Here is a 14,338-nt window from a genome sequence, read left to right on the forward strand (position 1 = left end):
TAACGAAGTTGCAAATCCAACAAAAGGAGCGCTTATGGAAGACATTCAGATTCTGCGGTCGTCGCAGCTGTTCCAAAACATTGAGCCGGACCAGATTCGTATTCTATTAGACTGCCTGTGCGCGGTGGTGAACACTTATCAGAAAGGAGAGTTCATCCTACACAGGGGTGAGCCCACCCGGCGGATGGGCATTGTGCTGGAGGGCACGGCGCACATTATCAAAGAGGATTTCTGGGGCAACCGGGTGATTCTGGGGCAGTCCGGTCCCGGGCAGCTGTTTGCGGAATCCTACGCTTGTCTGGGCAGCGAAAACCTCACGGTGAGTGTGGTGGCTGCCGCCACTACCCGGGTGATGTTCCTGGATGTGGGCCGTCTGTTTCAGACCTGCTCCACAGCCTGCGGTTTCCATACCCGCATGATTCACAATCTTACCCAGGTGTTGGCAGGCCGCAATCTGATGCTCACCCAGAAGGTGGAGCATATGGCCCAGAAAACCACCCGGGAAAAGCTGCTGTCCTATCTTTCCGGCGAGGCGCAGCGGGCGGGCAGCGCAAAGTTTTCCATCCCCTATGACCGGCAGGAGCTGGCGGATTATCTGTCGGTGGACCGAAGCGCTATGTGCACCGAACTGTCCAAATTACAGCGTCAGGGGATTCTGCGCTGCCGCAAAAAGGAATTTGAATTGCTGGAACTGCCCCGGGAATTCTGAGCCGGGCCGAGGGAGAGGAAAGTTATGAAAAAAGAAGTGTTCAACCCTTATCTGCCCAGTTGGGAGTATGTGCCGGACGGCGAGCCTCGGGTATTCGGCGGCAGGGTGTATCTGTATGGCTCCCATGACCGCTTCGGCGGGCCGCTGTTCTGCATGAACGACTATGTGTGCTGGTCCGCCCCGGAGGAGGATCTGAGCGACTGGCGGTTTGAGGGTGTGATCTACCGCAAGGACCAGGACCCCATGAACCCCGGCGGGCGGCGCTGTCTTTACGCGCCGGACGTGGTGCAGGGGCCGGACGGGCGGTATTACCTTTACTATGCCTTTGACTTCATGGGCCGCATAGGAGTAGCAGTGTGCGACGAACCGGCGGGCAAGTTTCAATTTTACGGCCATGTGACCTTCCCGGACGGGCATCTCTGGGGGGAGCGGGCCGGAGAACCGTTCCCCTTTGACCCGGGCGTTCTGGTGGACGACGACGGCCGGGTCTACCTGTATTCCGGATTTGCTACCCGTATCCCGGCTCCGGTCACCGGCTTTCGCCAGCTGGAAAATCCCGGCGGAGTGGCGGTGGAGCTGGAGCCGGATATGCGTACCATCCGGCAGGGACCCCATCTGCTGTTTCCCCGAAAGGGTCTGCCCGGGGCCTTTGAAAACCATGCTTTCTTTGAGGCCAGCTCCATCCGCAAGGTGGACGGGCGCTACTGCTTCATTTATTCTTCCGAGCACAATCACGAGCTTTGTTACGCCATGGCGGACCACCCCTTCGGGCCGTTCACCTTCGGCGGAACGCTGGTGGACATCGGCGATGTGTTCCTGCCCGGCCACCCCGGCGAGGAACAGGCGGTCAACTATCTGGGCAATACCCATGGCAGCATCGCCTGTATCCGGGGGCAGTGGTATGTGTTCTATCACCGGCAGACCAACCGGCATTCCTATTCCCGCCAGGCCTGTGCCGAGCCGCTCCGCCGCAGGCCGGACGGGGGCTTTTTCCAGGCGCCTCTCAGCAGCACCGGCCTGCGGGCGGAGCCCTTGCCGGATTTGGGCAGCTATGAAGCCCGCATCGCCTGCCATCTGCGCAGCGCCAAAGGCACGGCCCGGTATGACATCCGCCTGCCCCGGCTGCGGTTGGCGGCGTACCCCTATTTTACCCAGACCGGAACGGACCGGGAAGAGAGGCCGGACCAGTACATTGCCAACATGCGCAGCGGCAGCAGCGCGGGCTTTTTGTCCTTTGCCTTCACCGGCCAGGAACGGCGCATTACTCTGCAGCTGCGGGGCCGGGGCCGGGGCGTGATGCTGGTTTCCCACCGGGAGGACGGAAGCCGTCCGCTGGCAGTGATCCCGGTGCCTGCGGACAAGTCGCTGCTGCGCCCGGCAAGGCTTTGTCCTCAGCCGGGTGTGCATCCGCTCTATTTTGTGTTCCGGGGGATGGATGCAGTGGATTTCATCCGCTTTACGTTGGAAGAAGCCCCGCGGTAAAGGTAAAAAAACGCACTTGGATTTTGTGAAATCTGTATATTGTGTGCGGCTTTCCGGACCGGTACACTTAAACTATGATAAAAATGTGAAAACTGCCGGAACAAAGCGGTTTTGCTTGTTGCCGATGAACCACAGAAAACGGTCCCAATCCCGGGACAGATGCGCTTATTTAGTTACAATTCAACAAAAATAGAACGTTCAGTATTGCCAAAATGCCCAACTTTTGTTAGAATATGAGAAAACTTCGGCGAGGTTTGGAACATGTGGCGGAAAGAATTGTTTTTCTCATATGAACTACTCAGGTGTTTTGCATAAATGCAGAGCGCTTGGGTAGTTTTTTTTATTTTTCCGGGGAAAACCGCTGAAAAAATGCGAAACATTTGCCGTTCCTTGTGCATCTTCAACAGGAAAAGCGCAGGGTGGTTTATTTAAAAAAGAGAAAGCTGTCAAACCATGACATCCGTCATGTTCCGCGACCTGGCTTTTCGTTATGCTAGGGGTGTAGCAAGCGGGCGGGCTTTTCATCCCGCACCGAGAAAGGGAGAAAGGGGGAAGCGCCCGCAATGACCACGGAGTTCCAGCAGCTGCTTGGGCTGCTCCGTATGATCGAGCGGCCTGTTCCGGGCAGAAAATACTCGTCCAAGGACCTGCAGCCCTACCTGAATCAATACATCACCATGGTGCGCTACGCAAAGGAAAAGCCCATCATCGTGTGCAACCAGATCCTCACAAAGATCATCCTGGTGGTGGAAGGGGAATTCTGCCTGATGCGCAGCTCCATCAAGGGCGGCAGCGGCATGATCGCCCGGGTCTGGGGGCCGGAGTTTCTGGGCATTCCTCAGCTGGTCACCGCCGACAAGGTGTTTTATTCCAACATCATTGCCAGCAGCAACTGCCTGGCAGTCAAGATCGACTGTGACTTCTTTCTGGAAGCCATGCACAAATATGCGCCGGTCTCTTACGCCTGTGTGGAGAGCATGTCCCGCGCGATGGACCGCAACTATACCCACATTGAGCGGTTGAATTTCTTCAGTGCCCGGGAGAACCTGCTTTATTATATCCACAGAAAATGGACCGAAGCAGGGGCCAACGAAAACGAGCCCCTGTGCATCGCGGAAAAACGCACCGTGATCGCCAGTGAACTGGGCGTCACCATTCGCACAGTATGCCGGGCGCTCAGCGAGCTGAAGGACGCGGGCCTTATTACCACCGAAAACAACGGGAACATCCACTGCACGCCGGAACAGATCCGCCGCATCTGCGAGCTGAATCCATAAAACGGCACAGCAAAGAAAGGAAGGTGCACCGTGAACCGGAAACCAAACATCGTCTACATCCTGAACGACCACCAGGCCTGGTACGGCCACGGTATGGCCCAGGGCGGACCCAAGCCCATGCGCCCGAACTTTGAAAAGTTCGCGGCAGAAGGCATGGAGTTTACCAACGCCTATTGCGTGACCCCCATGTGCGGCCCCGCCCGCCGGTCCATGCTCACCGGCCTGTATCCCCACACGCATGGACAGGTACACAACGAGAATGACCCGCCCTACCGCCACGACGTCTATCTGGACATCCTGGCCGAGAATGGCTACACCAATTATTATTATGGTAAGTGGCATGCCGGCCCCGGGTGCGCTTACGACCATCACTGCACCGGCCTTTCCCAGAGCGGTTACGGCAACCCCTACAATACCCCGGAATACGCGGAGTACTGCAAAAAGAGGGGCCTGCCCCGTGCACAGCATATGGTGGAGCGGGTGCTCCGGCCGGACTCCTACGAGAACAGCCACTTCTTCAAAAAACTGAAGGAGGGCGAGCTGTATCAGTGTGAGGACTACTGGTGCGGCGAACATGCCATCGGCCTCACCGTAACCCCCAAGGAGACCCATGAGGCCTTCTTCCTGGCCAATCTGGCCTGCGACAAGCTGGAGGAGCTGGCCAAACAGGATTCCGATGAACCCTGGAGCCTGCGGGTGGATTTCTGGGGACCCCATCAGCCCTTCTTCCCCACAAAGGAATTTGCGGATCTGTATGACCCGGAAAGCATCCCCATGTATCCCAGCTTTGAAAATGACCTGCACGACAAGCCCGAGAATCTGACCTGGGAGGTCAGCCGCCCCCTGGGCGACGGCAAGCACATCATCCGGCCCAATCCGCTGCCCTGGAGCGAGTGGCAGAAGATGCTGGCCCGTTGCTATGCCCACATCACCATGGTGGATGCCGCAGGCGGACTGGTGGTGGACAAGCTCCGCGAGCTGGGCCTGGACGAAAACACCATCGTGATCTGGACTACCGACCACGGCGATGCCATCGCCTGTCAGGGCGGCCATTTCGACAAGGATTCCCACATGGCGCAGGAAGTGGAACGCATCCCCATGGCAATCCGCTGGCCCGGCAGTATCCAGCCCGGCCAGACCAGCGACCGGCTGGTGTTCACCTGCGATCTGCCGGTGACCATGCTGGATGCCGCAGGCCTTACCTTCCCGGAACGGGTGGACGGCAAAAGCCTGCTTGAGCTTGGCTGCCACCGCCCGGGTGAAAAGGACTGGCGCACCAGCCTGATGTGTGAAACCTACGGCCACGGCTATGGCCTGACCCTGCTGGGCCGCATGGTGGTGGACGAAAACAACATCAAATACACCTGCTTTGAGGGCCAGCAGGATGAGCTGTATGATCTGAATGCTGACCCCTATGAGATGAAGAATCTGGCTTGTCTGCCGGAATACGACGATCTCAAGCAGAAGATGCGCCAGCTGCTGCGGCAAAAGCAGCAGGAAAGCTGCGATCCGGTACCGCTGAAACAGCTTCTGCCGTAAGCTTCCCTCAGGAAAAACGGACCGACGGTCTGTATTCAATCATGGATAGACGCTTCGTTTTTTAAGCAAAAGGAGGACAAACAAATGAAAAAGGTACTTGCATTGATTATGGCGGGGGCCATGGCACTGTCTCTGGTAGCCTGCGGTGGCGGTGGCTCCGGTGAAGGCGGAAGCACCGACGACGGAAGCCTGCGGGTTGGCCTGATTGCGTCCAGCATGGGCACTCAGAGCTTCAACGATGACGTGTGGGCCGGCCTGGAGAACGCCGAGGCCGAGCTGGGCATCTCCGCCGAGTACATCGAGGTGAGCGAAGTAAGCGACGCGGCCAACAGCCTGCGTACTCTCATCGCTCAGGGCGATACCCTGCTGGTGGTTCCCTCTTCTGAGTTCCACGACGCCATGATGGAAGTGGCCGCCGAATACCCCGACTGCGACTTCATGTATCTGGCCGGTGAGGAGACCGGTGCAGAGAACGTGATGAGCGTTGAGTACAAGGAAAACGAGGCCGCGTTCCTGGGCGGCGCCCTGGCTGCTTCCCTGAGCCAGACCGGTAAGATCGGTACTGTGCTGGCCGTGCAGGAGCCCCTGCAGCTGCGCTATCAGTACGGCTACATGGCCGGCGCCAAGACCGTGAACCCCGACTGTGAGGTGAGCGTGCTGTTCACCAACAGCTACACCGACACCAACCTGGGCCAGGAATCCGCCAAGGCCCTGTACGACAAGGGCGCTGATTACGTGAGCTGCTTCGCGGGCGCCTGCAACCTGGGCGTATTCAACGCCGCCAAGGAAGCCGGCGATGGCAAGTACTGCCTGGGCGCTGCCACCGGCCAGTTCGACAAGATGCCGGACAAGATCGTTGCCTCTGTGGTCAAGTCCATCGACGTGGCCCTGTATGACATGATCAAGGATTACAAGGATAACGGCACCTTCAACGGCGGCGGCTGCACCGTTCTGGGCCTGAAGGAGGGCGGCGTTGAGCTGCGCTACACCACCATGAACGACGAGCTGCTGAACTCCATCCCTGAGGATGTGAAGGCCAGCATCGAAGATCTGCAGAACAAGATCATCAACGGTGAGATCACCGTACCCGGCACCGAGGAAGAGTACAATACCTACATCGCTTCCCTGGGCTAACTGAATAACGACGGAACAGTGCGCATGGGCCGCGGAGAAGGTCTGGAACAAGGCCCCCTCTGCGGCCCTTTGATCAACAGAAAGGATGGTGGAACTGTGAGTGTGAAATACAGCATCCAGCTGAAGGACATCACCAAGCGTTTCCCCGGCATTGTAGCGAACGATCATATCACCATCGATGTGGAGCAGGGCGAGATCCACACCCTGGCCGGCGAGAACGGCGCGGGCAAGTCCACTTTGATGAACATCATTTACGGACTGTATCAGCCGGATGAGGGCCAGATCTTCATCAACGAGCAGCCGGTGCATTTCCAGAGCTCCAAGGATTCCATCGCCCACAAGATCGGCATGGTGCACCAGCATTTTATGCTGATTCCCAAGCTGACCGTGGCCGAGAACATCGTGGTGGGTCAGGAGCCGGGCAGCCGCCTGAAGGTGGACCGGGCCGGAGCGGAAAAGCGCATCCGGGAGCTGAGCGAGAAATACGGCCTGAAGATCGATCCCCATGCCAAGGTGGCGGACCTGTCGGTTACCGAGCAGCAGCGCGTGGAGATTCTGAAAATCCTCTATCGCGAGGCCGAGATTCTGATCTTCGACGAGCCCACCGCCGTGCTGACCCCTCAGGAGATCGATGAATTCTGTGATATCCTGCTGGGCCTGAAGGCCAGCGGCAAGACCATCCTGTTCATCAGCCATAAAATGGCTGAGGTAATGAAGATCAGCGATCACATTACCGTAATCCGACGGGGCAAGGTGATCGGCACCGTGCGCAAGGACGAGACCAATGTGGACGAGCTGACCCGCATGATGGTCGGCCGCGACGTGAACCTGTCCCGCCGGGAGCGCAAGGAATTCACCGATCAGCCCAACCTGCTGGAGCTCAAGAATGTGAGCTACACCGTGAATAAGACGGTGAAAAAGCTGGACGGCATCAACCTGCAGCTGAAGGCAGGCGAGGTGCTGGGCATCGCTGGTGTGGACGGCAACGGGCAGGAGGAGCTGGTGCAGGCCATCTGCGGCCAGATCACTCCCGATTCCGGTGAGATCCTGTTCAAGGGCGACAACATCGTGAAGAAGGGCATCCGCGCCCGCAAGGACAGCGGTATTGCTCTGGTTCCGGAGGACCGTCACCGGGACGGCCTGGTGCTGCAGTACAGTGTGGCCGATAACCTGGTGTTGGGCATGCATTACCAGGAACCCTACGCCCACGGCCATACCTGGATGGACTACAAGGCCATCCATAAAAACGCCGAGACCCTGCAGGACGATTTCGATATTCGCTGTGCCAATGTGGATGTACCTGCAGGTACACTGTCCGGCGGCAACCAGCAGAAGATTGTCATCGCCCGTGAGGCAAGCCGCAACCCGGATGTGCTCATCGCAGTGCAGCCCACCCGCGGTTTGGACATCGGTGCCATGGAGTTCGTGCAGAAAACGCTGCTGGAGCAGCGCGACAAGGGCAAGGGTGTTCTGCTCTTCTCTCTGGAGCTGGACGAAATCCTCTCGGTCAGCGACCGGATTGCCGTTATCTTCAAGGGCCGCATCGTGGACGTGGTGGATGCCGAGGGCGTGACCCGGCAGGAGCTGGGCCGCATGATGCTGGGCTCCCACAAAGACGCTTAAAAGGAGGGGAAACGATTGGAAACAAAGGTAAAAAAGCCCCTGTTTGCTTTGGATAAAAAGAAGCTGCAGGAAACCGGGCTGAGCCTGCTCATTACCCTGATCGCGCTGGTGATGGCGCTGGTGGTGGGCGCTCTGGTGATCTGGGCCTTCGGCTCGAACCCCATTGAAGCCTACGGCGCTTTGTGGCGCGGCGCGTTCGGCACCGGCATCGCCTTCACGGTAACGCTGGGCAAAGCGGTTCCCGTAATGCTCACCGGCCTTGCGGTGGCCATCGCTTTTCGGTGCAGCGTGTTCAATATCGGCGCCGAGGGCCAGCTGCTCATTGGCGCCATGTGTGCGGCGCTGGTGGGCGCTTATGTCCACCTGCCCATGGTGCTGCACCTGCCTCTGACCATTCTGGCCAGCATGGTGGGCGGCATGATCTGGGCCTTCTTCCCGGCGGTGCTAAAGCTGAAAGGCAACGTAAACGTGGTCATCAGCACCATTATGTTCAACTACATTGCTCAGTATCTGATCTCTTATCTGATTCTGGGTCCCTTCAAGGGCCCCGGCGAATCTCCTGCCACTGCCACCATCGACGAGACCGCGCAGCTGCCTGACCTGCTGCCCAAGCCCTACGTGCTGAACCTGGGCTTTGTGCTGGCTCTGGTGGCCGTCGTGGCGGTCTACATCATTCTGAACCGCACCAGCCTTGGCTACGAGATGCGCGCAGTGGGCTTCAACCCCAATGCGTCCCGTACCAACGGCATCAACGTGAACCGCAACATGTTCCTGGCGCTGCTCATCAGCGGTGCGCTGGCCGGTCTGGCCGGTGGTATCGAAGTTACCGGCAGCCTGGACAAGATCGTGAACAACTTCTCCGCGAACTACGGCTTCAACGGCATCCCTGTTGCTCTGATGGCTCATAACAATCCCTTCGCCATCATCTTCTCGGCGCTGCTCATCGGCGCCATGCGCAGCGGCTCCGCCATGATGCAGTCCAGCGCGGGCATCTCCAAAAACATGGTCGACGTAATCCAGGGCCTGATCATCGTGTTCCTGTGCGCCGAGCATGTGATCCGCTACTACATCAAGCGTATGGGAGGGAAGAAGAATGCTTAATGCCATTACCTATCTGCTTTCCGCCACGCTTCGCATGGGCACTCCCATCGCTTTCACCGCGCTGGGCGGCATGACCAGTGAACGAAGCGGCGTGAACAACATCGGCCTGGAAGGCATCATGACCGCCTCCGCCTTCGGTGCGGCAGTGGGCAGCTACCTGTTCCAGAACGCCTGGATGGGCATTCTGTTTGCCATCGTCATCGGCGTGGGCATTTCGGCCATCCACTCTCTGGTGTGCATCACCTGGGGCGGTACCCAGGCGGTAAGCTCCATGGCGCTGGTGCTGCTGAGCACCGGTATCTCCGGCGTGGGTCTGAAGGCGCTGTTCAACCAGCAGGGCAACAGCCCGCAGGTTCCCTATCTGCCCACCACCACTCCGCTGGAGAAGATCCCCGTGATCGGACCCTTCCTGGCGCAGCAGTCTCCCTTTGTGTACATCCTGTTCATCGTGCTGATCCTGGTGTGGTATATGTTCAAGCACACCCGCCTGGGCCTGCGCATTGTGACCGTGGGTGAGAACCCCAAGGCGGCTGAGACCGCAGGTCTGTCCGTGCACCGTATCCGCTACTTCAGCGTGATCTTCTCCGGCGTTCTGGGCGGCCTGGGCGGCGCGATGCTGTCCATCGGCGGCATGAACATGTTCCAGGAGGACATGGTCGCCGGCCGCGGCTACCTGGCTCTGGGCGCTGTGACCATGGGCCGCTGGAACACCTGGGGCGTGTTTGGCTCCGCCATGTTCTTCGGCTTCTTCAGCGCGCTGCAGCTGTATCTGCAGACCATCCCCAACAACCCGGTGCCCGCGGAATTCATCCAGATGATTCCCTATGTGGCTACCGTGATCGTGCTGGCTCTGAGTGCCAGCAAGCAGAACGTGGGCATCGCCGCAGGCGGCCAGCCCTACACCAAGTTCGTGCAGCAGCGCTAAGAAACCGGCGCGGCAAAGGAGCGGACTATGGAACAAACCATCTCGAAGGAAACGATCCTCCAGCTGGAACAGCTGGCGCTGCAGGCCCGGCTGCAAAAGGCCCGGGTCCCCATCTCCGGCTACGGGGTCGGAGCGGCCCTGCTTGGGCAGGATGGGCGGATCTTCACCGCCGGAAACATCGAGTGCTATGGCCAGACCCCCAGCATCTGTGCAGAGCGGGTGGCGCTGTTCAAGGCGCTCAGCGAAGGCTGTGATCAGTTTGCCGCTCTGGCGGTGTGCGGCGGCCCGCTGGGCGAACCGCTGCGGGGCTACTGCACCCCCTGCGGCACCTGCCGGCAGGTACTTACCCAGTTCTGTCCGTCGGATATGCCGGTGATCTGCACCCAGGCCCCCGGCGACCACAAACTTTATCACCTTTGCGAGCTTCTGCCTTTTGGCTGGAGCCGCGATTGACCATCTGAGCCGATCCCGGGCCGCGCGAATACCGCATCGGCCCGGGTCAGAAGGAGTGCCCTATGGAAAAAATCAAAGTACTCATCGACTGTGACACAGGCATCGACGATATCGTCGCCCTGTCCTATGCATTGAAGACCGACCGGCTGGAGGTGCTGGGCGTGACCACCGTCTGCGGCAACCTGCCGGTGGACATCACCACCTACAACACCCTGAACGCCCTGGAGCTGATGGGTCGGACGGAGATTCCCCTGGCCAAGGGTGCGGCTACTCCGCTGGAGCGCCCGCTGTGGGACGCAGCCTACATCCACGGCAGCAACGGTCTGGGCGGCTATGAGTTTGCCCACAAGACCGAAAAGCAGCCTGAGCCCCAACCTGCTCATGAGTTCATCTACTCGGTGCTGATGGCTCAGCCGGAGCCCATTACCATCATTGCGCTGGCCCCGCTCACCAACATCGCTCTGCTGCTCAAGCAGCATCCGGACGCGCTGACCAAGATTCAGCGCATCGTGTTTATGGGTGGCTCGCTGCGCACCGGCAACCCCACCCCGGTGGCCACCTTCAACGTGTTGGCAGACCCTGAGGCTGCCAAGTATGTGATTGCCACCAAGGTGCCCTTCGTGATGTGCAGCCTGGACTGCACCCGCGGCAGCTTCTTGACCTACGACGATCTGGACAAGGTGGCCGCCCTGCACAATCCGGTGGCGGATATGGTCCGCACCGTGACCGGCTTCTACATCCAGACCACCAAGGCGGAAAATACCGTGGACGGCCAGAAGAAGGGCATCGACATCCACGACCTGTGCACTGTGATGTATGTGACTCATCCGGAGCTGTTTGAGGGCGAGCACTACTTCGCGGACGTGGAGACCAAAGGCGAGCTGACCACCGGCTTCACTCTGGTGGATTTTGAGAACAACCTGAAAAAGCCCCCCGAGGACAAGACGGTTCTGTTCCTGAAAAAGGTGGACCGGGAGAAGTATGTGGAATACTTCCTGAAGGTGCTTGCCCGTTACGGGGCCTGAAAAAGGAGAAGCAAAATGACGATCCTGAATCCCACTTTGGCCTGTGCCGACCCGCTTCATCTGGCGCGGGACATCAACGCTGTGGCGGCCGGCGGCGCCGGTATGCTGCATGTGGATGTGATGGACGGGCATTACGTGCCTAACTTCTGCCTGAGCCTGGATCAGGCGGCGGCCATCCGGGCTTACCGGCCGGAGCTGCCGGTGGATGTGCACCTGATGGTCACCGACCCCTTTGCCTGGCTGGACGCGCTGGCAAAGGTCCGGCCTGCTATGGCGGCCTTTCATCTGGACGCCACTCCCTTTGCACTGCGTATGATTCAGAAGCTGCGGGAGCTGGGCATCCGCCCCGGCGTGGTACTGAATCCATCCCAGCCGGTAGAGCTGCTGGCCGAGGTGCTGGATCAGGTGGATTATGTGCTGCTGATGGGGGTGGAGCCGGGCTTTTCCGGTCAGAAATTCTTCCCCCAGACCTACCGGAGGCTGGAGCAGCTGGCCGCAATGCGCCGGGAGAAGAACCTGCGCTTTTCCATCATGGTGGACGGCGGCATCGATTTTGAAAACGGTCCCCGCTGCGCCGCGCTGGGCGCGGATATTCTGGTGGGCGGCGCCTTTGTGTGCTTCGGCCAGCCGGACGGGGTCACCGCCAGCGCACGCCGCTTCGTGCAGGCGCTGGAAGGTGTGAGTGAAAAGGAGAATGCGGAATGAGAATTGTAGTGGGAAGCGACCACGGCGGTTTTGAACTGAAGGAAGAACTGAAAAAACGCCTGATGGACCAGGGCCACGAGGTGCTGGATGTGGGCTGCCACGACAAAAACATGGTGGACTATCCCATGATCGCGGTGGATCTGTGCAAGGTGCTGCTGGCCCAGGGGCAGGATTTCGGCCTGCTGTGCTGCGGCACCGGCATCGGTATTTCCATTGCGGCCAACAAGGTCAAGGGCATCCGGGCGGCCCTTTGCACCGATTGCTACAGCGCCCGGATGGCCAAGGAGCACAACAATGCCAATGTGATCGCCTTTGGTGGCCGCACAGTGGGCATCGAGCATGCCTGGGCCATGGTGCAGGCCTATATGGCAGCGGAATTCCAGCACGGCATCCATGAGCCGCGCGTGAAGATGATCGACGAGATCCAGTAAATCAACAGTCCAGCAAGGAGGCTAACGTATGGAAAAACAGGAGCTGAAACGCTTGAAACTGGCAGCCTGCCAGCTTCGCATGGATGTGGTGACCCAGGTGCATGCGGCCCGTTCTGGCCACCCGGGCGGCGCGCTCTCCAGCGCCGAGATTTTCACCTGGTTGTATCAAAAAGAGCTGCGGGTGGACCCCGCCCAGCCCAAGGCCCCCGGTCGTGACCGGCTGGTGCTCTCCAAGGGGCACAGCAGCCCGGGTTATTACTCTGCGCTGTGCCGCCGCGGCTTCTTCGCCCCTGAGCTTCTGACCACCTTCCGTGCGCCGGGCTCCATTTTGCAGGGCCATCCCGATATGAAAAAGGTCCCCGGTGTGGATATGACCACCGGCAGCCTGGGCCAGGGCGTGAGCGCAGCCTGCGGCATGGCGCTTTCCGCCAAGCTGTTCGGCGATGATTACCGGGTCTACGCTCTGCTGGGCGACGGCGAGGTGGAGGAAGGCCAGGTGTGGGAGGCAGCCATGTTTGCCGCTCACAAAAAGCTGGACAATATGTGCTGGATTGTGGACTGCAACGGCCTGCAGATTGACGGCCGCGTGGAAGACGTGGCAGGCATTGAACCTCTGGATAAAAAGTTCGAGGGCTTTGGCTTTGAGGTTATCAAGGTGGCCGACGGCAACGATCTGGAGCAGCTGGAAGAGGCCTTCAACAAGGCCCGTGCGGTGACCGGCAAACCCACTGTGCTGCTGGCCAAGACCGTGAAGGGCAAGGGCGTCAGCTACATGGAGGACCAGGCTGGCTGGCACGGTGCGGCCCCCAACGACGAGCAGTATGAGCAGGCAATGAGCGAGCTGCGCGCCGCGATGCAGGAGGTGGAAAACAATGGCTGAAATCATCAATAAGGCAACCCGCGAGAGCTTCGGCATGGCTTTGGCCGAAGCGGCAAAGGAATACCCCCAGCTGGTGGTGCTGGATGCCGACCTGGCAAAGGCCACCCGCACCGACCTGTTCAAGGCGGCCTGCCCCGAGCGCTTTGTGGACTGCGGCATCTCCGAATGCAATATGATCGGCGTGGCAGCTGGTCTGGCCAGCTGCGGTAAGATCCCCGTGGCCTGCACCTTTGCCATGTTCAGCGCCGAGCGCGCCATGGAGCAGGTGCGCAACTCGGTGGGCTACCCTCATCTGAACGTGAAGGTTGTGGGTACCCATGCGGGTGTGAGCGTAGGCGAGGACGGCGCCACCCATCAGTGCAATGAGGACTGTGCCACCATGCGCAGCATTCCCGGCATTACCGTGATCTGCCCCTCGGACCATTATGAGACCATGGCTGCGGTCAAGGCGATGCTGGCCTATGAGGGCCCGGTTTACCTGCGTCTGGGCCGCCTGCCGGTAGAATGCATCAACCACAACGACGATTACCGCTTCGAGTGGGGCAAGAGCATCGAAAAGCGCGCTGGTACCGACGTTACCGTGATCGCCATGGGTGCGGAGGTCTGCGAAGCGCTGAAAGCGGCGGAGCTTCTGGCTGCCGAGGGCGTGAGCGTGCGTGTGATCAACATGCACACCATCAAACCGGTGGATGAGGCAGCCATCGTGAAGGCTGCCCGGGAGACCGGTGCCATCGTGACCGCCGAGGAGCACAGTGTGATCGGTGGCCTGGGCGACGCGGTGGGTGACGTACTGCTGCGCAGCTGCCCGGTGCCCATGGAAAAGGTGGGCGTACAGGATGAGTATGGCCATTCCGGCCCCGGTAATGTGCTGATGGACGAATTCGGCCTGCGTGCGCCGGATATTGCTGCGGCGGTGCGCCGGGTACTGGCCCGCAAATAAGCAGATCTGATCCGCGGTTTGCGCCTTCCGCTGCCAAAAGCGCACAGAGAATGTTCTCTGTGCGCTTTTTTACCGGCGAGAAAAGGCAAAATCCACAAAAGTAATAAAGACTAA

The 14,338-nt window shown here is 59.6% G+C and carries 14 protein-coding genes; all 14 read left to right on the plus strand.

The annotated features are described in order from the left end of the window. Positions 1 to 34 precede the first annotated feature (34 nt). The 14 genes from PH256_RS00635 to PH256_RS00700 all read left to right on the plus strand — a co-directional run bounded on the left by PH256_RS00635 (position 35) and on the right by PH256_RS00700 (position 14,224). Positions 35 to 709, plus strand: a complete 675-nt coding sequence (locus PH256_RS00635) for a Crp/Fnr family transcriptional regulator (RefSeq protein ID WP_270912567.1) — start codon at positions 35 to 37, stop codon at positions 707 to 709. 24 nt (positions 710 to 733) lie between these two features. After that, positions 734 to 2,191: a family 43 glycosylhydrolase gene (locus tag PH256_RS00640; RefSeq protein ID WP_270912568.1), complete on the plus strand. Its 1,458-nt coding sequence runs from the start codon at positions 734 to 736 to the stop codon at positions 2,189 to 2,191. A gap of 563 nt (positions 2,192 to 2,754) precedes the next feature. Then, the gene (locus PH256_RS00645) at positions 2,755 to 3,468 is read left to right on the plus strand and encodes a Crp/Fnr family transcriptional regulator (RefSeq protein ID WP_087184236.1); all 714 of its coding nucleotides are present in this window, start codon (positions 2,755 to 2,757) and stop codon (positions 3,466 to 3,468) included. A 30-nt stretch (positions 3,469 to 3,498) separates the two neighbouring features. Further along, positions 3,499 to 5,007, plus strand: a complete 1,509-nt coding sequence (locus tag PH256_RS00650; protein WP_270912569.1) for a sulfatase-like hydrolase/transferase — start codon at positions 3,499 to 3,501, stop codon at positions 5,005 to 5,007. An 84-nt stretch (positions 5,008 to 5,091) separates the two neighbouring features. Beyond that, positions 5,092 to 6,141: a BMP family lipoprotein gene (locus tag PH256_RS00655; RefSeq protein ID WP_087184234.1), complete on the plus strand. Its 1,050-nt coding sequence runs from the start codon at positions 5,092 to 5,094 to the stop codon at positions 6,139 to 6,141. Between the two features lie 102 nt (positions 6,142 to 6,243). Further along, on the plus strand, positions 6,244 to 7,764 hold the full coding sequence (locus PH256_RS00660; protein ID WP_087184277.1) for an ABC transporter ATP-binding protein: 1,521 nt from the start codon (positions 6,244 to 6,246) through the stop codon (positions 7,762 to 7,764). 15 nt (positions 7,765 to 7,779) lie between these two features. Continuing rightward, the gene (locus PH256_RS00665) at positions 7,780 to 8,865 is read left to right on the plus strand and encodes an ABC transporter permease (protein ID WP_242956141.1); all 1,086 of its coding nucleotides are present in this window, start codon (positions 7,780 to 7,782) and stop codon (positions 8,863 to 8,865) included. Further along, on the plus strand, positions 8,858 to 9,790 hold the full coding sequence (locus tag PH256_RS00670; RefSeq protein ID WP_087181101.1) for an ABC transporter permease: 933 nt from the start codon (positions 8,858 to 8,860) through the stop codon (positions 9,788 to 9,790). The genes PH256_RS00665 and PH256_RS00670 overlap by 8 nt, the downstream gene beginning before the upstream one ends. 27 nt (positions 9,791 to 9,817) lie before the next feature. Continuing rightward, complete coding sequence (locus PH256_RS00675; protein ID WP_087184233.1) at positions 9,818 to 10,243, plus strand: cytidine deaminase; 426 nt, start codon at positions 9,818 to 9,820, stop codon at positions 10,241 to 10,243. A 62-nt stretch (positions 10,244 to 10,305) separates the two neighbouring features. Then, entirely contained in the window at positions 10,306 to 11,268 is a 963-nt protein-coding gene (locus tag PH256_RS00680) for a nucleoside hydrolase (RefSeq protein WP_270912570.1), read from the plus strand. A 15-nt stretch (positions 11,269 to 11,283) separates the two neighbouring features. Continuing rightward, positions 11,284 to 11,973: a ribulose-phosphate 3-epimerase gene (locus tag PH256_RS00685; RefSeq protein ID WP_270912571.1), complete on the plus strand. Its 690-nt coding sequence runs from the start codon at positions 11,284 to 11,286 to the stop codon at positions 11,971 to 11,973. Beyond that, positions 11,970 to 12,404, plus strand: coding sequence for a ribose 5-phosphate isomerase B (rpiB, locus tag PH256_RS00690; protein ID WP_270912572.1), 435 nt, complete (start codon positions 11,970 to 11,972; stop codon positions 12,402 to 12,404). The genes PH256_RS00685 and rpiB overlap by 4 nt, the downstream gene beginning before the upstream one ends. Before the next feature lie 28 nt (positions 12,405 to 12,432). Continuing rightward, positions 12,433 to 13,284 carry a transketolase gene (locus PH256_RS00695; protein WP_270912574.1) on the plus strand — a complete coding sequence of 284 codons (852 nt, stop codon included), beginning with the start codon at positions 12,433 to 12,435 and terminating at the stop codon, positions 13,282 to 13,284. Next, the gene (locus PH256_RS00700; RefSeq protein WP_270912575.1) at positions 13,277 to 14,224 is read left to right on the plus strand and encodes a transketolase family protein; all 948 of its coding nucleotides are present in this window, start codon (positions 13,277 to 13,279) and stop codon (positions 14,222 to 14,224) included. The genes PH256_RS00695 and PH256_RS00700 overlap by 8 nt, the downstream gene beginning before the upstream one ends. The last annotated feature ends 114 nt before the right edge of the window (positions 14,225 to 14,338 follow it).

The sequence above is a fragment of the Allofournierella sp. CML151 genome, from assembly GCF_027853465.1.
GTDB lineage: Bacteria > Bacillota > Clostridia > Oscillospirales > Ruminococcaceae > Allofournierella.

Bases quoted from the DNA above. Each gene is read 5' to 3' on its own strand.
- rpiB (WP_270912572.1), top strand. From the start codon at position 11,970: ATGAGAATTGTAGTGGGAAGCGACCACGGCGGTTTTGAACTGAAGGAA.
- PH256_RS00635 (WP_270912567.1), top strand. From the start codon at position 35: ATGGAAGACATTCAGATTCTGCGGTCGTCGCAGCTGTTCCAAAACATT.
- PH256_RS00670 (WP_087181101.1), top strand. From the start codon at position 8,858: ATGCTTAATGCCATTACCTATCTGCTTTCCGCCACGCTTCGCATGGGC.
- PH256_RS00645 (WP_087184236.1), top strand. From the start codon at position 2,755: ATGACCACGGAGTTCCAGCAGCTGCTTGGGCTGCTCCGTATGATCGAG.
- PH256_RS00695 (WP_270912574.1), top strand. From the start codon at position 12,433: ATGGAAAAACAGGAGCTGAAACGCTTGAAACTGGCAGCCTGCCAGCTT.
- PH256_RS00655 (WP_087184234.1), top strand. From the start codon at position 5,092: ATGAAAAAGGTACTTGCATTGATTATGGCGGGGGCCATGGCACTGTCT.
- PH256_RS00675 (WP_087184233.1), top strand. From the start codon at position 9,818: ATGGAACAAACCATCTCGAAGGAAACGATCCTCCAGCTGGAACAGCTG.
- PH256_RS00680 (WP_270912570.1), top strand. From the start codon at position 10,306: ATGGAAAAAATCAAAGTACTCATCGACTGTGACACAGGCATCGACGAT.
- PH256_RS00685 (WP_270912571.1), top strand. From the start codon at position 11,284: ATGACGATCCTGAATCCCACTTTGGCCTGTGCCGACCCGCTTCATCTG.
- PH256_RS00640 (WP_270912568.1), top strand. From the start codon at position 734: ATGAAAAAAGAAGTGTTCAACCCTTATCTGCCCAGTTGGGAGTATGTG.
- PH256_RS00700 (WP_270912575.1), top strand. From the start codon at position 13,277: ATGGCTGAAATCATCAATAAGGCAACCCGCGAGAGCTTCGGCATGGCT.